This is a genomic window from Pseudomonas sp. Z2-11 (assembly GCF_054161305.1).
The window spans coordinates 501,455-523,031 of record NZ_CP096395.1 but is presented as its reverse complement, the minus strand read 5'-3'; the positions used below and the strand labels follow the sequence as shown (position 1 = coordinate 523,031).

Here is a 21,577-nt window from a genome sequence, read left to right as displayed (position 1 = left end):
GTGAGCGAACTCATTCGCGTACCTGACATCGGCAGCGGTGAAGGTGAAGTAATTGAACTGTTTGTGAAGGTCGGCGACCGCATCGAAGCCGACCAGAGCATCCTGACGCTTGAATCGGACAAGGCCAGCATGGAAGTGCCCGCGCCGAAGGCCGGTGTCATCAAGAGCCTGAAAGTGAAGCTGGGCGATCGCCTGAAAGAGGGCGACGAGCTGCTGGAACTGGAAGTCGAAGGCGCCGCTGCGGCACCTGAAGCGCCAGCGCCCGCTGCGGCCCCGGCGGCGGCTGAAAAGCCTGCCGCTGCACCGGCTGCAGAAGCCGCTCCGGCGGCTGCGGCTGCACCTGCCGCGGCCTCTGTCCAGGACATTCATGTCCCGGACATCGGTTCGTCGGGCAAGGCCAAGATCATCGAAGTACTGGTCAAGGCCGGCGACACCGTCGAAGCCGACCAGTCGCTGATCACCCTGGAATCCGACAAGGCCAGCATGGAAATCCCTTCGCCGGCTGCCGGCGTGGTGGAAAGCGTCGAGGTCAAGCTGGACGACGAAGTCGGCACCGGTGACTTGATCCTCAAGCTGAAAGTGGCCGGTGCCTCGGCACCTGCCGCGCCAGCCCCGGCTGCTGCGCCTGCTGCCAAGGCTGAGTCGGCCCCGGCTCCGGCTCCAGCCGCCGCGCCTGCCGCCAAGGCCGAAGCGGCTCCTGCCCCTGTCGCCGCTGCGCCTGCGCCAAGCGGTGCCAAGGTGCACGCCGGCCCAGCCGTGCGTCAGCTGGCCCGTGAGTTCGGCGTAGAGCTGTCGGCCGTCGGTCCAAGCGGTCCTCATGGCCGCGTGCTGAAGGAAGACGTGCAGGCCTACGTCAAGGCCATGATGCAGAAGGCCAAGAACGCACCGGCCGAAGGTGCCACTGGCGGCGCGGGTATCCCGCCGATTCCGGCAGTGGACTTCAGCCGCTTCGGTGAAACCGAAGAAGTCGCGATGACCCGCCTGATGCAGATCGGTGCGTCGAGCCTGCATCGCAGCTGGCTGAACATTCCACACGTGACTCAGTTCGACCAGGCTGACATCACCGAACTGGAAGCCTTCCGCGTCGCACAGAAAGCCGTGGCCGAAAAGGCCGGCGTGAAGCTGACCGTGTTGCCGCTGCTGCTCAAGGCTTGCGCGCACCTGCTCAAGGAATTGCCGGACTTCAACAGTTCCCTGGCCCCAAGCGGCAAGGCTGTGATCCGCAAGAAGTACGTGCACATCGGCTTTGCCGTCGACACCCCGGAAGGCCTGCTGGTACCGGTCATCCGTAACGTCGACCAGAAGAGCCTGCTGCAACTGGCTGGCGAAGCCGCTGCCCTGGCCGAAAAAGCCCGGAACAAGAAGCTCACCGCCGACGACATGCAGGGCGCCTGCTTCACCATCTCCAGCCTCGGTCACATTGGCGGCACCGGCTTCACGCCGATCGTCAACGCGCCGGAAGTGGCGATCCTGGGTGTCTCCAAGGCCACCATCCAGCCAGTCTGGGACGGTAAAGCCTTCCAGCCCAAGCTGATGCTGCCGCTGTCGCTGTCCTACGATCACCGTGTGATCAATGGTGCGGCCGCTGCACGCTTCACCAAGCGCTTGAGCGACCTGCTGGGCGACATCCGCACCATCCTGCTGTGACACCGAATGGCCCTCCTCGCGGAGGGCCATTCGGGATTCGTTTTCCGAGCGCCACGCTCGTACCTCAACCCCGCCCGTCTGGCGGGGCTTTTTTTGTCTGCAATTCAAGTCAGGTACATCGGTGCAGGATGTGCCGACCTCATCGCGAGCAAGCTCGCTCCCACAATGGATTTGCGGCGCTGCCCAGCATTTGAAACTGATGAAGACCCCTGTGGGAGCGAGCCTGCTCGCGATAGCGGCAGGTCAGGCGACGCGGTAATTCCCTACTGCGCAAGATTCAAATAACTACACCCCCTGTAGTCATTGCCTACAACGTGCGCCCCCTTCCCTATGGATATTTACGACACGCCAAGCCTTAGCATCGAACCGCCAAGGCATCTTGATGCGTGCCCCATTAAACTTCGAATGGATTCGAATATGTTCAAACCTACCGTTGGCCCTATCGTCGGCCACACCACGACCCACCATGCGCGGATATTCCTGCGCGGCGACCACGCCAGCAACAGGGTCTTCGCCGGGATTCGCCACAGGCGCCAAGGTGACACCGGCTGGTCGCAAGGCCAATTCGTGCAATTGAAGGCTTACCGCGACATGACCGCAGTCATCGTGCTCAAAGGTCTTCGCGCCGATACCGCCTACGAATACCAGGCGGGCTGGTTCAGCCCCATGCGCCCGACCCATACCGCGGAGACCGTGGGTCAATTGCTATTGCCATGGCCCGGGGAGGTTTACCACCTGCATACGCCGTCCGGCACCGACAACGCTGCTCGCAGTTATATCGTAGGCTCCTGTCGCTATTTGCAGATCGTCGGCGACATGCCGTTGCTGCCCGGGCTCGGTGATCGGATCTTCGCGAGCATCAACCGCCTCGTGAAACAGGCTGACCCACCGATCAGTGCCGTGTTGATGGCCGGTGACCAGGTCTACCTCGATGACCTGAACAAGGTCGCCCCGGACCGCAGTGCCCGGGACATTCTGTTCAAGTACCGCACGGCCTTTTCCCAGCCGCACATCAGGCGGTTGATGTCCAGCGTACCGACCTACATGATCCTCGATGACCATGAAATCGAGGACAACTGGCCCGCCAATAAAGAACCGGACGATGAGCGTCTATACGCCAATGCCCTGGATGCCTATGCGCTGTATCAGGCCAGCCATGGCCCGGCTGGCGAAGACCTGGACGACGCTAGCCCAGGCCGACCGCCGCGACGATTCTGGTACCTGTTCGCTCACGGGGATATCCAATGGTTCGTCACCGACAGCCGGACCCGACGCAACCTGTCGGCCGCTGACCGGCGCATCCTTGATCAGGAACAGGAGCAGGCGCTGCTCGAATGGCTCATCGGCAGCACTGCCCGGGTCAAGCTTGTCGTAACCAGCGTCATGTTCTATCCCGATCGCAAACTGGATGACGGAGACGCCTGGCAAGCTTTCCCGAACCAACGCCTGCGCCTGATCGAAGCCATCCGCACGCACCGGATCAAAAACGTGATCTTCGTGTCCGGCGACGTGCACGGCTCCCTGACCAGCCGCCTGGTTCATAACCAGGATCCTGATTTCGCAGTCCACACCATCGTTTCCTCGCCGCTGTGCAACAGCCTGCTGCTGCCCTACGCCACAGCCTCGAGTTTTATCATCGGCGAGCCCATGGCCAAGGCAGCGGGCGGCGAGTATCGATATGAACTGACCAGCAAAGTCATCAGCCAGGACAATTTCGCTCAGCTGCGAGTAACGACCCAGAGCATTCAAGTGACCTTTCATGACCGTGACGGCAGCCCCTTGGAGGTCGTCGATATACCGTTGCGCTGACCTGCGGTGGCACAACGAATGCCTCTGATCGGCCGGCCACTGGAGAAATCCGCTGATCGGCCGATAAAAGGTTTATAGCACTTGGCCTTCATGTCTCTTGTCAGCTAGTGCCGCAATGATGCAACCTTGCGGCAATCCGTAATAACGAGGGCGTCAGCCCGGCGCGATCAGCATCTTCGAAGCGAGTTTCCCTCATGAAAAGCCAACCCGATGCCGCCAGCCGTATGGCGGCCGAGGTAGTGACGCAGTTACCGGTGCCCTCGCGGCTCGGTATGCTGCGTTTCGAACGGCTGAATGAAGCAAGCTGGGCGCTACTGTTTCTCGACCCCAACTGCGAACGTTACTTTGGCCTGCCGGCCGTCGAGCTGTGCTCGCTGGTGAGTTCGCCCTATGCCAGCCTCATGGAGCCGGAAGCACGCTACCAGCTGCACGACGCGATCCAGCAGCAGTTGACCCAGGCCCCTCATTATCAGATCCGCTACACGCTGCACACCGCCAGGGGACCGTTGAACCTCCTGGAAACGGGTGAAACCTACAAACAGCACAACCGCCATTTGCTGCGCGGCTATCTGCTGGTGGTGGACAGCCTGCTGCCGACCGAGCCCTCCGTGCCGGCGCTCGATCTGGAAACCCAGAACTCGCGCCTGCAGATCGCCCTGGAACTGAACCAGCGCGCCCAGCAGGAGCAGCTCCAGCACCTTGACCGGGTGCGCGCCCAACAAGACCTGATCCTGCTGCTGACCCGCCAGCGCTATAGCGCCAACAATTCGTTGCAGGAAGCCGCCGAGCTGATTACCCGTAGCGCCTGCGATATCTACCAGATCGACAGCGCCAGCATCTGGAATCTGGAGGACGGCAAACTGCTGCCGATCTCGGCCTATAACCGCGCCTCCCAGGGATATTTCCTTCCAGGGGTAATCAACGCCAGCGACTTCCCAACCTACATGGAAGCGTTGCAGACCTGCCGCGCCATTGATGCCCACAATGCGATGCGCGACCCGCGCACCCGCGAGATGGCCGAGAACCTGCGCATCCGCGACGTCAACGCAATTCTCGACGCCAGTATCCGTATCGACGGCCAGGTGGTAGGCGTCCTGTGCCTTGAGCAAGTGGGCGCCACCCGCGCCTGGCAATCGGATGAAATCGCCTTTGCCGGCGAACTGGCGGACCAGTTCGCCCAGGTCATCAACAACCACAACCGGCGCACCGCCACCAGCGCACTGCACTTGTTCCAGCGCGCGGTGGAACAGAGCGCCAACGCGTTCCTGCTGGTCAACTGCGACGGCGTGGTGGAATACGTCAACCCGAGCTTCACCGCCATCACTCAGTACACCACTGAAGAAGTCCACGGTCAGCGCCTGTCCGAGCTGCCGGCCCTGGAGAATCTCAGCGAACTGCTCTTCGACGCACCGTCGGCCCTGGCCCAGAGCAACAGCTGGCAGGGCGAATTCAAGAGCCGACGCAAAAATCTCGAGCCCTACTGGGGCCAGCTGTCGATTTCCAAGGTCTATGGCGACAACCGCGAACTGACCCACTACATCGGCATCTACGAAGACATCACCCAGACCAAACTGGCCCAGCAGCGCATCGAACGCCTGGCCTACACCGACAACCTGACCAACCTGGGCAACCGCCCGGCGTTCATTCGCAATCTCGATGAACGCTTCGCCCGGGACAGCGATTCGCCTATCAGCCTGTTGCTGGTGGACATCGACAACTTCAAGCGCATCAACGACAGCCTCGGCCACCAGACCGGCGACAAGCTGCTGATCAGCCTGGCCCGGCGCCTGCGCAACAGCCTGAGCCCAAGCGGCAGCCTGGCACGGTTCGCCAGTAACGAGTTCGCCGTGCTGCTGGATGACACCGGCCTGGAAGCCGGCCAGCAGATCGCCAGCCAATTGCTGATGACGCTCGACAAGCCGATGTTCGTCGATAACCAGTTGATCAGCGTGACCGGTTCGGTCGGCCTGGCCTGCGCACCGTTGCATGGGCGTGACCCGCAGACGCTGATGCGCAACGCCGGCCTCGCCCTGCACAAGGCCAAGGCCAACGGCAAGCATCAGGTCCAGGTGTTCACCGAGGCGCTGAACGCCGAGGCCAGCTACAAGCTGTTCGTGGAAAACAACCTGCGCCGCGCCCTGACCCAGAATGAACTGGACGTTTTCTACCAGCCCAAGCTGTGCCTGCGCAGCGGTCGCCTGCTGGGCATGGAGGCGCTGCTGCGCTGGAACCACCCGGAAAAAGGCATGATCCGTCCGGACCAGTTCATCAGCGTGGCCGAGGAAACCGGCCTGATCATCCCCATCGGCAAATGGATCGCCCGCCAGGCTTGCCGCATGAGCAAGCAATTGACCGCAGCCGGCCTGGGCAACCTGCAGGTGGCGATCAACCTGTCGCCCAAGCAGTTCTCCGACCCGGACCTGGTGGCCTCGATCGCCAGCATCCTCAAGGAAGAGCAACTGCCGGCCCGCTTGCTGGAACTGGAGCTGACCGAAGGCTTGCTGCTCGAAGCCACCGAAGATACGCACCTGCAACTCGACCAGCTCAAGCGCCTGGGCCTGACCCTGGCCATGGACGATTTCGGTACCGGTTATTCATCCCTGAGCTATCTGAAGAAATTCCCGATCGACATCATCAAGATCGATCGCAGCTTCATCCATGAAATCCCGGACAACCAGGACGACATGGAAATCACCTCCGCCGTGATCGCCATGGCCCACAACCTGAAACTCAAGGTCGTCGCCGAAGGCATCGAGACCGCCCAGCAGCTGGCGTTCCTGCGGCGCCACCGCTGCGACGTCGGCCAGGGCTACCTGTTCGACCGGCCCATTCCCGGTGCAGAGCTTGTCGAGAAGCTCAAGCGCTACCCGCGCGGCCCTCTTGTCTGACAGCCGCTTATAGCGAGCAGCGGCTTTTCTGAGGCACACTGACGGTCTATTTCGCTCAATTCAACCTGACTGAGAGGACTGATGATGGTCTTGCGCTCGGAAATCCTGGTGAACAAAAACGTGCTTCCTACTCCTGATCAAGCTCTACCTGGCCGTGAAACCCCGATGACCGTGCCGGAAAAACACTTCGTCCTCGACGCACCACTGCTGGGCCCATTCGTGACCAATGTGGATTTCGCGATCTTCGGCCTGGGTTGCTTCTGGGGCGCGGAGCGCAAGTTCTGGCAACGTGAAGGCGTGGTCAGCACGGCGGTGGGTTACGCGGGCGGCTTTACGCCAAACCCGACTTACGAAGAAGTCTGCTCGGGCCTGACCGGCCACAGCGAAGTGGTGCTGGTCGTCTACGAGCCAGAGAAAGTCAGCTACAACGAACTGCTGGCGATGTTCTGGGAACTGCACAACCCGACCCAGGGCATGCGCCAGGGCAACGACATCGGCACCCAGTACCGCTCGGTGGTCTACTGCACCACGCCCGAGCAGCTGGAAGCGGCGAAAAAGAGCAAGGAAGTATTCCAGGCTGAACTGGCCAAGGCCGGGCTGGGAGAAATCACCACCGAAATCGACGAAGCGCCGACCTTCTACTTTGCCGAGGCGTATCACCAGCAATACCTGGCGAAGAACCCTGAAGGTTATTGCGGGATTGGCGGTACGGGCGTGACTTGCCCGATCTGATCGTCAGGCCCTGAAAAGCTTGCTCGCGAATGCGGCCTGACAGTCGGCCAGGGGGGCGGTTGACTGGGTACATATCCGTTGCTGCGGTAACGGCTGCCTAGGGTTCCGCCCTTACGGCGGGTCACTTTTGGAAAGAGCGCCAAAAGTAACCAAAAACGCTCTGCCCCACCACTTGGTGCCTCGCTTGGGCTCGGCATGCCCTCACTCCGGCATTGCTCCGTGGGCCCGCCGCGAAGGGCCGTCCCTGGCCCAGCGCGGCTATCCCGGCATCCATGCCGGGATGCCCACTGCGCAATGCCTGCGTTCGGCCAGCGTGGTTAACGGGGCGCCTCAGTTCAAGATCAAGATCAAGATCAAGATCAAGATCAAGATCAAGATCAAGATCAAAATCAAAATCAAAAGCAAGGCGGCCTGATTCTCGCGGGGGTACCCCGGTTTCATTGTCGGAGCGAGCCTGCTCCGGGCGGCGATCCGACGAAGGCGGCCTATCAGGCGCCATCAATCAGCTTTCAGCAATCAACCAATCCATCTGCCAACCACCCTGGGTCTGCCCGAGCTTCCTGGATAACCAGGGCAGCAATTCCCGCAATTCTTCCTCAAGCCCCCAAGGCGGATTGGCGATGGCCAGGCCGGAGCCGTTCAGGCTGTTCGGCGTGGCCAGCGGATGCACCAGCAATTCCACCCGCAACAGCTTCGGCGCGCCGGTGCCGGCCAGGTCCTGGTAGAAGCGACGCAACATGCGCTGGTCCTTCACCGGGTACCAGATCGCCGCGACCGTCTGGCGCATCCGGCCGATGGCTTCCTTGAGCGAAGCGGCGCAGCGCTGCATCTCGTCGAGCTGTTCAAAGGGCGGATCGATGAGCATCAGCCCGCGCTTCTCGCTCACCGGCAACAAAGCCCGTGGCACATGCCAGCCTTCGCCCAGGTGCACCGCCACGCGACGGTCACCCTTCATGTTGTCCTTGAGCAGTACACCGTCTTCGGGATGCTTCTCATTGAGCAGCACCCGATCCTGCGCCCGGGTCAGGCGCCGCGCCAGTTCCGGTGAGCCCGGGTAATAACGCAACTGACCGTCCGGATTCATCTCGTGCAGCACCTTCATGTACTCGGCGGTCAGCGGCGGCAGGTCATCCTGGCCCCACAACCGCGCGATGCCTTCCAGGTATTCGCCGGTGCGATTGGCCTGGTCGCCCTGCAAGTCGTACAGCCCGATGCCCGCGTGGGTATCGAGGTAGGCAAAGGGCTGCTCCTTGCGCGACATCAGGGCAATGAGGCGGGTCAAGGTCAGGTGTTTGAACACATCGGCGTGATTGCCGGCGTGGAAGGCATGGCGATAATTCATGGCGGCTCCTGCGAAGGCCGACGAGTTTACCTTGAAGCGTGCCGAACGTCAGGGGTTCGCAGCCGAGCGGACGAACAGACCCGTGGCGAGGGAGCTTGCTCCCGCTGGGCTGCGCAGCAGCCCCTTACAACGAGCCTCAATACGCCAACAGATCACAGGCGCCCTCCTTGCAGCGCTCGCATTCCTCGCAGAACGGCGCGGGGCTTTTCAGGCTGACGATTTGCGCATAGGTAAGGGGCGAGACCGGCGCGGCGGCGAGTTTTTCCGCCGCGCCGGGCGCAATGGCTTCGGCCCCCATGACTGCCATCGGCGCGCCACCGACCTGGATCGGCACGCTGCTGAAGATTCCGCCCGGACCGATATTGATCCAGTGCCCACCGGCCTGGATGGTCGCGCTGGCGCCACCCTCCAGCACGATCTGCCGGCCGGCACTGACATGAAAGCCCCCCACGGCGCTGATGGCCTGGTTGGCCACGCGGATATGCCGATCGCCCGTGACCAGCAGGTGATCGTCCTGGCGGACCTCGACCTGACGCCGACCTGCGGTGATGCGCTGCTCGCCGTTCTGCAGTTCATGCCGCGACAAGCCTGTGACCACGATGCTGCGCTCGTGATCGACCTGCACGCGCTGGTCGTGCAACACGTGCTGGGTCCAGTTGCGCTGGGCCCTCAGATAGATTTCCTCGGCACCCTTGCGGTCCTCGATGCGCAACTCGTTGTAGCCACCGCCACCGGGGCTGCTCTGGCTGCGCAATATGCTGCGGGTCTTGTCCGCCGGCAGGTCCAGCGGTACCGGGTTGGCGCCGTTCGGCAGACAGCCCACCACCAGCGGCTTGTCCACGTCGCCCTCCATGAACCCCACCAGCACTTCCATGCCGACCCGGGGAATCATCACGCCGCCGTAGTGATCGTGTGCCCAGCCGCTCGCCACCCTCAGCCAGCAACTGGAATGCTCGTCACGCTTACCGTCGCGATCCCAGACCAGTTGCACCTTGACCCGCCCGAACGCGTCGCAATGGATTTCGCTGTCCGCCGGGCCGGTCACCACCGCGGGCTGGTAGCCGTTGACGGACGGCTTCCTGTGTTGCAACGGCGGACGAAAGAACACTTCACACGGCATCGCGAGGAAGCTATTTCGGTAGCCCTGGAACTCATCCGCGCCGACAGAGGCGTTTTCTTCCAGCACCTGCGGCTGGCGGCCATGGTGGTCAACCTGGGTCAGCAACCAGAGATCATTCCATTGCGCCCGGGGATGCTCCTTGATACGCATGAAATGTCCGCTGGCAAAAGCGCTGTCATCGCTGCCACCCTCCGCCAGGCACCCATCGCCCGCCTGCCGTTCGAGAGCATGCTGGGCCAGATGCTGGCCATCGTCGCGGTCGGTGAACTGGCCGGGGTAGTGATAACTCTCCAGAACGGGAAGTTGCTGATTGTCGATGTCCGCCTGCAACGAGAGGCCCGGCTTGCGAAAATCGTAGTCGCGCAACATCACGGCGTTGGTGTGGGTCTGCAGCCGCACCGCCAGGCGCTTGATGGCGGGCTCGGCGGCAGCCATGCCGCTGCCGGGGAGATACACAGTGGACTCGGGCAGGCGCGGGAACACCGTCTGGTCGTCGCCAAATATCAGCAGGTGGCCGTCAGGGCTGTGTCGGAAGTGATAGTGGATGCCGACTTCGGCGCAAATCCGTTCGATAAAAACCAGATCGCTTTCGTGGTACTGCACGCAATATTCACGCTCGGGGTAACGTCCGCCGAGACCAGTGAATTGGCAGGCATCGGCGAGAATACCGTGTTCCTTCAATACGTGGGCGACGATGTCCGGCACGCTCAGATGCTGGAAAATCCGCTGGTTGATGCGATGGCGCAAGTAAGCCAGGCGAGGCACCAGGCTGACCTGATAACGGCTCAGCCGCTCGCCCGAATCGCCTTGGGCGACGCTATAGACCTGGCCGTGTATCCCGCCACCTTGGTGACCGAAGCGCAGATAAGCCTGACGATGCAATAGATCTTCAAGCACCAGGTCGGGCCGCTCGCTGACGAGCTCCAGATCAAAGCGATAGGGCTGGCTGACGGCTTCCGTGCCCTTGAATTCAAGGACCTGCAATTCATTCGGGCCGCTGTCGAATGTCAGCGTAAAACGTGGCGAGTTGGCAGGCGCGAACATCCGATGTGCCTCTGCGAAAGGGAGGCAAACGATTCTGCATGAGCCATGACGGATTGGACCGATCAGCGGAAAAAACAGATTTGCCTTACAGACGACGAGGCAAAAGTTGCACAAAACAAACGTATCGCCTGACATCGCGGTTTGGCAGAGCCTGTCAGGCAAAGTGAGGTAACGGCGAAGTCTCTCCTACAATCGGGCCGGGGCGCCTCCAAAAAAACGGCCCGCCTCCATAAGAGACGAGCCGTTTTTCAAACCTTCAGACGAGCCATGACGGCCTCGCCGAGTGGCTTATTGATTCAAGCGGAAATCCTTCTCGGCCGCTTCGAAGCGCTGCAGCATGCCGGCGGTTGGCGAACCCATCTTGCTGACCACGTAGATCGCCAGGCTGGCAAAGATGAAGCCAGGGATGATTTCGTACAGGCCCAGCAGCTCGAAATGCTTCCAGACGATTACAGTGATCGCACCCACCAGGATCCCGGCCAGCGCACCGTTACGGGTCATGTCTTTCCAGATCACCGAAATCAGCACCACAGGACCGAATGCCGCACCGAAACCGGCCCAGGCGTAGCTCACCAGGCCCAGCACGCGGTTTTCCGGGTTGGCGGCCAGGGCGATGGCGATGACCGCTACCAGCAGCACCATGAAACGACCTACCCAGACCAGTTCCAGCTGGGAAGCGCTCTTGCGCAAGAACGTCTTGTAGAAGTCTTCGGTCAGGGAACTGGAGCACACCAGCAGTTGGCAGCTCAAGGTGCTCATCACCGCCGCCAGGATGGCCGACAGCAGGACACCGGCAACCCATGGATTGAACAGCAGTTTCGCCAGTTCGATGAACACACGCTCAGGGTTTTCGGTTACCGGAGCGGCCACTTCAGGGTGCGCCGAGAAGTAGGCGATACCGAAGAAACCGACGGCAACGGTGCCGCCCAGGCACAGGATCATCCAGGCCATGGAGATGCGACGCGCCTTGGCAATCGACTTGACCGAATCCGCCGCCATGAAGCGCGCCAGGATATGCGGCTGGCCGAAGTAGCCCAGGCCCCAGCCCATCAGCGAGATGATGCCGATGAAGGTGGTGTTTTTCAGCATGTCGAACGACGTAGGGTCTTTCGCTTCGATGGCTAGGAAAGTGGTATCGACGCCGCCGGTGGCCAGCAGCACGATGATCGGCGTGAGGATCAACGCGAAGATCATCAGGGTCGCTTGTACGGTGTCGGTCCAGCTCACGGCCAGGAAACCACCGATGAAGGTGTAGGCAATGGTCGCGGCAGCACCGGCCCACAGCGCGGTCTCGTAGGACATGCCGAAAGTGCTTTCGAACAGACGGGCACCGGCAACAATGCCGGAAGCGCAGTAGATGGTGAAGAACACCAGGATCACGACGGCGGAGATGATCCGCAGCAAACCGCTCTTGTCTTCGAAGCGGCTGGCGAAGTAGTCCGGCAGCGTCAGCGCATCACCGTTGTGCTCGGTCTGCACCCGCAGGCGACCGGCCACGAACAGCCAGTTCAGGTAGGCACCGATGATCAGGCCGATGGCGATCCAGCTTTCCGACAGGCCGGACATATAGATGGCGCCGGGCAAACCCATCAACAGCCAGCCGCTCATGTCGGAGGCACCGGCAGAGAGCGCCGTCACGACACTGCCCAGGCTGCGACCGCCCAGGATGTAATCGGAAAGGTTGTTGGTGGAGCGATAAGCCATCAGGCCGATCAGGACCATGGCTGCGATATAGATCACGAAGGTGATCAGGGTAGGATTGCTGAAACTCATGAGTACGCCCTGGCTTTGTTTTTATGGTGCGGTGGCAGTTGAAAATCCGGACAACGCAGACGTTGTACCGACGTTTTGTGGACCCGCGAATTTATGACTGATGTTTCCCCAGGAAAGCCACCAGCCGATGCCCCTCGGCGTGAAGCCGGTTGCACCTTGGCCGCGAATGCTATTCAACAATTCAAATAAGGTGCAACCAGTTTCGTTCAAATAAGTTGCACCTAGTCGGAATATTCGTACGGAAGGAGACTTTTCGCACGCTATTGGTGCAAACAAAGGTGATTTTCGGCTCAGTAGCGCACCAACAAAGTGCGAAGCATGTTCGGAGCCCGGTGCTTCCTGATGAGCTGCTCAATATTTCGACAAAAAACAGGTTGCACCCGGTTGCACCTCTATCGGCTCGCAGCTAATCTTGCCGCCAGCTGATGCCACGCCATACGTGGTAAACATGAGGATAAAAATATGGCTACCACCACCCTTGGGGTCAAACTCGACGACCCGACCCGCGAACGCCTGAAGGCGGCCGCAACTTCGATTGATCGCACGCCGCACTGGCTGATCAAGCAGGCAATTTTCAATTACCTGGAAAAACTCGAGGGTGGTGCAACCCTGACCGAGCTGAACGGTTCGACCCGCGCCGACAGCGATGATGCCGGTGAAGTCCAGCCCGACCACGCTCACCAGTGCTTCCTGGAGTTCGCCGAAAGCATTCTGCCGCAATCGGTCCTGCGCGCCTCCATTACCGCCGCCTACCGCCGCCCTGAGCCGGAAGTGGTGCCGATGCTGATCGAGCAGGCCCGACTGCCGGCCGAAATGGCCGAGGCCACCAACAAGCTCGCGGCGTCGATTGCGGAAAAACTGCGCAACCAGAAGAGTGCCGGCGGGCGTGCCGGTATTGTCCAGGGCCTGCTGCAGGAATTTTCCCTGTCGTCCCAGGAAGGCGTGGCGCTGATGTGTCTCGCCGAAGCACTGCTGCGCATCCCGGACAAAGGCACCCGCGACGCACTGATTCGCGACAAGATCAGCACCGGCAACTGGCAGCCGCACCTGGGCAACAGTCCGTCGCTGTTCGTCAACGCCGCCACCTGGGGCCTGCTGCTGACCGGCAAGTTGGTCGCCACTCATAATGAAGCCGGCCTGACTTCGTCGCTGAGCCGCATCATTGGCAAGAGCGGCGAGCCGATGATCCGCAAGGGCGTCGACATGGCCATGCGCCTGATGGGCGAGCAGTTCGTCACCGGCGAAACCATCGCCGAAGCCCTGGCCAACGCCAGCAAGTTCGAAGCCAAGGGTTTCCGTTATTCCTACGACATGCTCGGTGAAGCCGCGCTCACCGAACATGACGCCCAGAAGTACCTGGCCTCGTACGAACAAGCCATCCATTCGATCGGCAAAGCCTCTCACGGTCGTGGGATTTACGAAGGCCCGGGCATTTCCATCAAGCTTTCGGCCCTGCACCCGCGTTACAGCCGCGCCCAGTACGAACGCGTCATGGACGAACTGTACCCGCGCCTGCTGTCGCTGACCCTGCTCGCCAAGCAATACGACATCGGCCTGAACATCGACGCCGAAGAGGCCGACCGCCTCGAACTGTCCCTGGACCTGCTCGAGCGCCTGTGCTTCGAGCCGCAGCTGACCGGCTGGAACGGCATCGGCTTCGTGATCCAGGCCTACCAGAAGCGTTGCCCGTACGTCATCGACTATGTGATCGACCTCGCTCGTCGCAGCCGTCACCGCCTGATGATCCGCCTGGTGAAAGGCGCCTACTGGGACAGCGAGATCAAGCGCGCCCAGGTCGAAGGCCTGGAAGGCTATCCGGTGTACACCCGCAAGGTGTACACCGACGTTTCCTACATCGCCTGCGCGCGCAAGCTGCTGTCAGTGCCGGAAGTCATCTATCCGCAGTTCGCCACGCACAACGCCCACACTTTGTCGGCGATTTACCACATCGCCGGTCAGAACTATTACCCGGGGCAGTATGAATTCCAGTGCCTGCACGGCATGGGCGAACCGCTGTACGAACAGGTTGTAGGCAAGGTTTCCGAAGGCAAGCTGAACCGTCCGTGCCGCGTGTACGCTCCGGTCGGCACCCACGAAACGCTGCTGGCCTACCTGGTGCGTCGCCTGCTGGAAAACGGCGCGAACACTTCGTTCGTCAACCGCATCGCCGACCAGTCGATTTCCATCCAGGAGCTGGTGGCCGATCCAGTGGCGAGCATCGAGCAGATGGCGACGCTGGAAGGCGGTTTCGGCCTGCCGCACCCGCGCATTCCGCTGCCACGCGATTTGTACGGCAGCGAACGCGCCAACTCCAGTGGCATCGACCTGGCCAACGAACATCGCCTGGCCTCGTTGTCCTGCGCCCTGCTGGCCACCGCCCACAACGACTGGAAAGCCGCGCCGATGCTCGGCTGCGCCGCCAGTGAAGAAACCCCGGCACCGGTGCTGAACCCGGCCGATCATCGTGACGTGGTGGGCCACGTGCAGGAGGCTACCGTCGCCGATGTCGACAACGCCATCCAGTGCGCCCTCAACGCCGCGCCGATCTGGCAGGCCACGCCACCGGCCGAACGCGCCGCGATCCTGGAGCGCGCCGCCGACCTGATGGAAGGCGAGATCCAGCCGCTGATGGGCCTGCTGGCCCGCGAAGCCGGCAAGACCTTCGCCAACGCCATCGCCGAGGTACGCGAGGCCGTGGACTTCCTGCGCTACTACGCGGTGCAGGCGCGCAACGATTTCACCAACGATGCCCACCGTCCATTGGGCCCGGTGGTCTGCATCAGCCCATGGAACTTCCCGCTGGCGATTTTCAGCGGCCAGGTCGCCGCCGCACTGGCCGCCGGCAACCCGGTACTGGCCAAGCCCGCCGAGCAGACGCCTCTGGTGGCTGCCCAGGCAGTGCGCCTGATGCTTGAAGCCGGCATTCCGGAAGGCGTCCTGCAATTGCTGCCGGGCCGTGGCGAAACCGTTGGTGCACGCCTGGTGGGTGACGATCGGGTAAAAGGCGTGATGTTCACCGGTTCAACCGAAGTCGCGCGCCTGCTGCAACGCAATATCGCCGGACGCCTGGACAACCAGGGCCGGCCGATCCCGCTGATCGCCGAAACCGGCGGCCAGAACGCGATGATCGTCGACTCTTCGGCCCTGACTGAACAAGTGGTCATCGACGTGGTGTCCTCGGCTTTCGACAGCGCCGGCCAGCGTTGCTCGGCCCTGCGTGTTCTGTGCCTGCAGGAAGATTCCGCCGACCGCGTCATCGAAATGCTCAAGGGCGCCATGGCCGAATCGCGCCTCGGCAACCCCGAGCGCCTGTCGGTGGACATCGGCCCGGTGATCGACGCCGAAGCCAAGGCCGGTATCGAGAAACACATCCAGGCCATGCGCGATAAAGGTCGCACCGTGTATCAGATGGCAATCGCCGACAGCGACGAGTGCAAGCGCGGCACCTTCGTGATGCCGACCCTGATCGAGCTGGAAAGCTTCGACGAGCTGCAACGCGAGATCTTCGGCCCGGTGCTGCACGTGGTGCGCTATAAGCGCAAGGAGCTGGACCAGTTGATCGGTCAGATCAACGCCTCCGGCTACGGCCTGACCCTGGGCGTGCACACGCGCATCGATGAAACCATTGCCAAGGTGATCGACAACGTCCATGCCGGTAACGTCTATGTAAACCGCAACATCGTCGGTGCCGTGGTCGGCGTGCAGCCGTTCGGCGGCGAAGGCCTGTCGGGCACTGGTCCGAAGGCCGGCGGCCCGCTGTACCTGTACCGCTTGTTGTCGACTCGTCCTACCGATGCGATCCAGCAGTCCTTCGTACGGGGCGATGCTCTGTCGGCACCGGACCTGCGCTTGCGCGACGCCATGAGCAAACCGCTGACCGCCCTGCAAGCCTGGGCCGACAGCCACAAGCTCGCCGAACTGAGCGCCCTGTGCGTGCAGTTCGCCGCCCAGTCGCAAAGCGGCATCACCCGCCAGCTGACCGGCCCGACCGGCGAACGCAACAGCTACGCCATCCTGCCCCGCGAGCACGTGTTGTGCCTGGCGGACGTGGAAGGCGACCTGCTGACGCAGCTGGCGGCCGTATTGGCCGTAGGCGGCTCGGCCGTGTGGCCGGAAACCGACACCAGCAAGGCGTTGTTCGCACGCTTGCCGAAGGACATTCAGGCGCGCATCCAGCGGGTTGCCGATTGGACCAAGGACGACGTGTTGTTCGACGCAGTCCTGCACCACGGCGACTCGGACCAGTTGCGCGGCGTGTGCCAGCAGGTGGCCAAGCGCGCCGGGGCGATCGTCGGGGTGCATGGCTTGTCCCAGGGCGAAACCAATATCGCCCTGGAACGCCTGGTGATCGAACGCGCGCTGAGCGTCAACACCGCCGCGGCGGGTGGTAACGCCAGTCTGATGACGATCGGCTAAAACGCTGTAGGCCAGGCACCCGCAATAGGTGCCTGGCAATCGAAACCCAATGTGGGAGCGAGCCTGCTCGCGAAGATGGCGTATCAGTCGACCTCAATGTTGCTGACTCACCGCTTTCGCGAGCAGGCTCGCTCCCACATTTTGATTAGTGTCGCCCCCGCCTCTGCATCACTGTCATCAATCATCCTGTTCAGCCTTTATCAGCACGCCTAGACTCGGCCCATTCCAAGAAAAGGTAGGCCGCCATGTCCGAGACGCTGCTCAGTTCCCGCAATCTGGCTTTCGAGCTGTATGAAGTCCTTGATGCCGAAGGCCTGACCCAGCGCGAACGGTTTGCCGAGCACAATCGCGAAACCTTCGACGCGGCCATCGGTACGGCCCGCAGCATTGCCGAAAAATATTTCGCGCCGCACAACCGCAAGAATGATGAAAACGAACCGCGCTACGAGAACGGCGAGGCGATCCTGATTCCCGAGGTGAAACCTGCAGTGGATGCGTTCCTGGAGGCGGGCTTTCTCAACGCCGCCCGCAGCTTCGACGCCGGCGGCATGCAACTGCCGACGCTGCTGTCCCAGGCGTGCTTTGCGCATTTCCAGTCGGCCAATGCTGCTTCGACTTCCTACCCGTTCCTGACCATGGGCGCGGCGAACCTGATCGAAAGCTTTGGTAGCGATGAGCAGAAACAACGCTTCCTGCAACCGATGATCGACGGCCGTTTCTTTGGCACCATGGCCCTGACCGAACCACACGCGGGTTCTTCGCTGGCGGATATTCGTACGCGCGCGGAACCGGCGTCCGACGGCACTTATCGACTCAAGGGCAACAAGATCTTCATTTCCGGTGGCGACCATCCGCTGTCGGAAAACATCGTGCACATGGTCCTGGCCAAACTGCCGGACGCGCCGCCGGGCGTGAAGGGCATCTCGCTGTTTATCGTGCCCAAGTTCCTGGTGAACGAAGATGGCAGCCTGGGCAAGCGCAACGACGTGCTGCTGGCCGGGCTGTTTCACAAGATGGGCTGGCGCGGCACTACGTCTACGGCGCTGAACTTCGGTGATAACGGTGAGTGTGTCGGTTACCTCGTCGGCAAACCGCACCATGGCCTGAGCTACATGTTCCAGATGATGAACGAGGCGCGGATCGGCGTCGGCATGGGCGCCGTCATGCTGGGCTACGCCGGTTACCTGTATTCCCTTGAATACGCCCGCGAACGCCCTCAGGGCCGAGTACCCGAAAGCAAGGATCCAGGCACCGCGCCCGTGCCGATCATCCAGCACGCCGACGTACGCCGCATGCTGTTGACCCAGAAAGCCTACGTGGAAGGTTCGTTCGACCTGGGCCTGTACGCGGCGCGGCTGTTCGACGACACCACTACGCTTGAGAGCGAAGCCGAGCGCCGCCGCGCCCATGAGTTGCTGGACCTGCTGACGCCTATCGTCAAATCATGGCCATCGGAGTTCTGCCTGAAGGCCAACGAACTGGCGATCCAGATTCTCGGCGGCCATGGTTACACCCGTGAATATCCGGTGGAGCAGTATTACCGCGACAACCGCCTGAACCCGATCCATGAGGGCACCCATGGCATCCAGTCGCTGGATCTGCTCGGACGCAAACTGGCACAGAACGGCGGGGCCGGTCTCAAGCAACTGATCCGTCTGGTGGCCGATACCAGCGAGCGCGCCCAGGCGTACGATTCGTTGACGCCCCTGCGCCAGCCGCTGGAAGCACTGGTGGCGCGCCTGCAATCGGTCACCCTCGGGCTGCTGACGGACCTGGCTCAGGGCAAGGTCAACAGCAGCCTGGCCAATTCGGCGCTGTACCTGAAAGTCTTTGGTCATATGGTGATTGGCTGGCGCTGGCTGGAACAGGCGATTCGCGCCGAGGAAGGCCTGGCCAGGGGCAACGCGGCGGATGTGGACTTCTACAGGGGCAAGCTGCAAGCGGCGCGCTATTTCCTGACCTGGGAAGTGCCGGGCTGTCACCACGAGCTGGCGATTCTCGAGGCGCGGGATGATACGTGCCTTGGGATGCGGGATGAGTGGTTCTGAGCCGGAGCTTGCTGCGCGGCTGAAATCCATTCGCGAGCAGGCTCGCTCCCACAGGGGCTCAAGTGAACACAACATCAGCGTTCACCATAGATCTACTGTGGGAGCGAGCCTGCTCGCGAAAGCGGTCTGTCAGTCAAAGCTGAATCGCCTGATCCGACGCTTTCGCGAGCAGGCTCGCTCCTACACAGGCACCACAGCCAACATTCGCTAAAGGTTCAAGCCTGCTGGATCGTCTTGGCAATAACCTCGACCGTGGCGCTGACCTGCTCCTCGTAGCGGTCGAGCTCCGCGCGGTGCTGCTTTTGCATTTCGATCTGTTGCGAACACAGGTTCATGGCCGCCAGCACCAGCAGGCGGTCGCCGATCAACGTCGGGAATTTACGCTTGGTATCGGCCAGGGCCGCCTTGAGCATCGAGGCGGCGTCCAGCAGCGCCTGCTCCTGCCCGGCCGGCGCCTTGATCGAGTATTCCTCTCCGAGAATCGAGACGACCGTCACCCCATCGGCACCCTGCTTCATGCGCCGACCGTTGCGGTGCTGGCGCGCTCGATCAGGGCCTGGATCCGTGCGGCGGTGGTGCCGTGCAATTCTTCCTGTTCCATCAGGTTCAGCTGCAGGCTTTCGTTTTCATCCTTGGCCTTGGCCAGTTCGGCGCTCAGGCTTTCATTCAGGCCGGTCAGGTGGCGGTTCTGTTGCACCAGGTCGTTGACCAGTTGCTCCAGCTGGCTGAGGGATGTTTCCAACATATTGAATTCCAGGCTTTTCAAGGGGGCGCGTACGATAAAGAAAAGTCACCGTCGGCGCCACGACTCAGAAGGCAGCGGTATCCCGCTCGCGAGCTGTAAAGACTGTGATGGGGAAATCTGGTTCCGACCCTTCGTCGCGCCAACCCCGATGGCGTGCGACAAAAGCACGCAGCGCCCTCAAGACTTCAGTCGCCAGACCGATAAGTCAGGAAACCAGTCACAGCCCCGCACGGACGCGCTTTTTCACGGTAACTTCCATGTCCCTACGTAATATGAACATCGCGCCGCGGGCGTTCCTGGGGTTTGCCCTGATCGGCGCCCTGATGCTGGCCTTGGGCGTATTTGCCTTGAGCCAGATGAGCAAGATCCGCGTCTCGGGCGAAACCATCGTCCAGAACAGCGTCCCGAGCATCAAGGCCCTCGACGAGTTCACCCAGCTCACCCTGCGCCTTCGCGTCCTGTCCTATCGCCTGCTGACCAACCGTGAACCGGACGTCCAGCAGAAAACCTATGAGCTGTTCGAACAACGCAATCAGCAGATCCGCGAGGCGCAGACCGCATACGAAAAGCTCATCAGCGCCCCGGACGAACGCGCCGCTTATGAGCAATACGTACAGTTGCTGAATCAGTACCGCCAGCTCGAAGAGCGGATGAAGACCCTGTCGCGCAACAACCAGCTCGATCAATTGCAAGCGCTGCTCAACACTGAATTGCTGAGCAACTCCGACGCGATCAACGCGGCGGTCACCCGCTTGATGGAAATCAACAATCGCCAGGCCGAAATGCTCAACCAGGGTGCCGCCCAACAGTACTCAACGGCTTTCACCTGGGTCGTCACCTTGCTGATCGTCGCCACCGGCCTGACCCTGCTGTTCGCCTGGCTGTTGACCAACAGCATCACCAAGCCAATCGCCAACGCGCTGGATGCCGCCGAAGAAATTGCCAAGGGCAACCTGACCCGGCCGATCGTCGTGGATGGCAGCGACGAAGCCGGCCGCCTGTTACGAGCAATGGCGACCATGCAGGAGAAATTGCGCGACACTCTGCAGCGGATCTCCGGCTCGGCCACCCAACTGGCCTCCGCCGCCGAAGAGCTCAACAGCGTCACCGACGAAAGTGCCCGTGGCCTGACCCAGCAGAACAACGAAATCGAGCAGGCCGCCACGGCGGTCAACGAGATGACCAGCGCCGTGGAAGAAGTCGCCCGCAACGCGGTCAGCACTTCCGAAGCGTCGAAGAACGCCACCACTTCGGCGGGTGACGGTCGTGACCTGGTGCAGGAAACCGTCAGCGCCATCGAACGCATGAGCGCCGACGTGCAGAGCACCGCGACGCTGATTGGCAACCTCGCCGATGAGTCCCGCGATATCGGCAAAGTGCTCGATGTGATCCGTGGCCTGGCCGACCAGACCAACCTGCTGGCACTGAACGCCGCCATTGAAGCGGCCCGCGCCGGTGAAGCCGGTCGTGGTTTTGCGGTGGTAGCCGATGAAGTACGCGCCCTCGCCCATCGCACCCAGCAGTCGACCAGCGAGATCGAGCGCATGATCGGCAGCATCCAGAGCGGCACCGAACAGGCCGTGGATTCGATGCGCAACAGCACCGAGCGCGCCGAGTCGACATTGAACATCGCCCGCGGCGCCGGGATGTCCCTGGACACCATCAACACCGCCATCGTCGAGATCAACGAACGCAACCTGGTGATCGCCAGCGCCGCCGAGGAACAAGCTCAGGTGGCCCGCGAAGTCGACCGCAACCTGGTGAACATCCGCGACCTGTCGGTGCAATCGGCCACCGGCGCCAACCAGACCACCGCCGCCAGCGCCGAACTGTCGCGCCTGGCCGTGGACCTGAACAGCATGGTCGGGCGGTTCAGCGTCTGACCGCCTGTGGGTCGCTCACAGACTGTGCGCGACCCACGCTTTGTGGCGAGGGAGCTTGCTCCCGCTGGGCTGCGCAGCGGCCCCGTCTTTAAAAGCGACGACTGCTTCGCAGCCGAGCGGGAGCAAGCTC

Annotated in this window: 13 protein-coding genes and 1 pseudogene; 9 read left to right on the top strand and 5 right to left on the bottom strand. The window is 61.9% G+C overall.

Annotation, left to right across the window (positions count from 1 at the left end; genetic code table 11):
• The 5 genes from aceF (at position 1) to M1E16_RS02215 (ending at position 7,491) form a co-directional block, all read left to right on the top strand.
• Positions 1–1,647, top strand: coding sequence for a dihydrolipoyllysine-residue acetyltransferase (gene aceF, locus M1E16_RS02235; protein ID WP_458129092.1), 1,647 nt, complete (start codon positions 1–3; stop codon positions 1,645–1,647).
• Positions 1,648–2,064: 417 nt separating this feature from the next.
• Positions 2,065–3,456, top strand: a complete 1,392-nt coding sequence (locus tag M1E16_RS02230) for an alkaline phosphatase D family protein (RefSeq protein ID WP_458129091.1) — start codon at positions 2,065–2,067, stop codon at positions 3,454–3,456.
• A gap of 194 nt (positions 3,457–3,650) precedes the next feature.
• A complete protein-coding gene (locus M1E16_RS02225) occupies positions 3,651–6,344 on the top strand; it encodes a putative bifunctional diguanylate cyclase/phosphodiesterase (protein WP_434626419.1) in 2,694 nt (897 codons plus the stop codon).
• Between the two features lie 84 nt (positions 6,345–6,428).
• The gene (msrA, locus tag M1E16_RS02220; protein ID WP_434698058.1) at positions 6,429–7,076 is read left to right on the top strand and encodes a peptide-methionine (S)-S-oxide reductase MsrA; all 648 of its coding nucleotides are present in this window, start codon (positions 6,429–6,431) and stop codon (positions 7,074–7,076) included.
• Positions 7,077–7,260: 184 nt separating this feature from the next.
• Positions 7,261–7,491, top strand: coding sequence for a hypothetical protein (locus M1E16_RS02215; RefSeq protein WP_458130384.1), 231 nt, complete (start codon positions 7,261–7,263; stop codon positions 7,489–7,491).
• Between the two features lie 87 nt (positions 7,492–7,578).
• Here M1E16_RS02215 and M1E16_RS02210 read toward each other — a convergent pair whose 3' ends face one another.
• From M1E16_RS02210 to putP, 3 genes are all read right to left on the bottom strand, one after another.
• Complete coding sequence (locus M1E16_RS02210; RefSeq protein WP_434626420.1) at positions 7,579–8,418, bottom strand: 23S rRNA (adenine(2030)-N(6))-methyltransferase RlmJ; 840 nt, start codon at positions 8,416–8,418, stop codon at positions 7,579–7,581.
• Between the two features lie 136 nt (positions 8,419–8,554).
• Positions 8,555–10,582 carry a type VI secretion system Vgr family protein gene (locus tag M1E16_RS02205; protein ID WP_458129090.1) on the bottom strand — a complete coding sequence of 676 codons (2,028 nt, stop codon included), beginning with the start codon at positions 10,580–10,582 and terminating at the stop codon, positions 8,555–8,557.
• A gap of 288 nt (positions 10,583–10,870) precedes the next feature.
• Entirely contained in the window at positions 10,871–12,355 is a 1,485-nt protein-coding gene (gene putP, locus M1E16_RS02200; protein WP_458129089.1) for a sodium/proline symporter PutP, read from the bottom strand.
• A 462-nt stretch (positions 12,356–12,817) separates the two neighbouring features.
• Here putP and putA point away from each other — a divergent pair, with 462 nt between their 5' ends.
• The gene (gene putA / locus M1E16_RS02195; protein ID WP_458129088.1) at positions 12,818–16,771 is read left to right on the top strand and encodes a trifunctional transcriptional regulator/proline dehydrogenase/L-glutamate gamma-semialdehyde dehydrogenase; all 3,954 of its coding nucleotides are present in this window, start codon (positions 12,818–12,820) and stop codon (positions 16,769–16,771) included.
• Positions 16,772–17,016: 245 nt separating this feature from the next.
• The gene (locus M1E16_RS02190; RefSeq protein ID WP_458129087.1) at positions 17,017–18,819 is read left to right on the top strand and encodes an acyl-CoA dehydrogenase; all 1,803 of its coding nucleotides are present in this window, start codon (positions 17,017–17,019) and stop codon (positions 18,817–18,819) included.
• A gap of 215 nt (positions 18,820–19,034) precedes the next feature.
• Here M1E16_RS02190 and M1E16_RS02185 read toward each other — a convergent pair whose 3' ends face one another.
• Together M1E16_RS02185 and M1E16_RS02180 are read right to left on the bottom strand one after the other, a co-directional pair.
• Positions 19,035–19,337 (bottom strand): cell division protein ZapA, encoded by a 303-nt coding sequence (locus tag M1E16_RS02185; RefSeq protein WP_305497292.1) that lies wholly within the window; start codon positions 19,335–19,337, stop codon positions 19,035–19,037.
• Complete coding sequence (locus M1E16_RS02180; RefSeq protein WP_305497293.1) at positions 19,334–19,564, bottom strand: hypothetical protein; 231 nt, start codon at positions 19,562–19,564, stop codon at positions 19,334–19,336. The genes M1E16_RS02185 and M1E16_RS02180 overlap by 4 nt, the downstream gene beginning before the upstream one ends.
• Before the next feature lie 107 nt (positions 19,565–19,671).
• Between M1E16_RS02180 and M1E16_RS02175 the strand changes: the two are divergent.
• Positions 19,672–20,544 (top strand): annotated as a pseudogene (locus M1E16_RS02175) (MCP four helix bundle domain-containing protein); the annotation flags it as partial.
• A gap of 30 nt (positions 20,545–20,574) precedes the next feature.
• The gene (locus M1E16_RS02170) at positions 20,575–21,447 is read left to right on the top strand and encodes a methyl-accepting chemotaxis protein (protein WP_458130277.1); all 873 of its coding nucleotides are present in this window, start codon (positions 20,575–20,577) and stop codon (positions 21,445–21,447) included.
• Positions 21,448–21,577 lie beyond the last annotated feature (130 nt).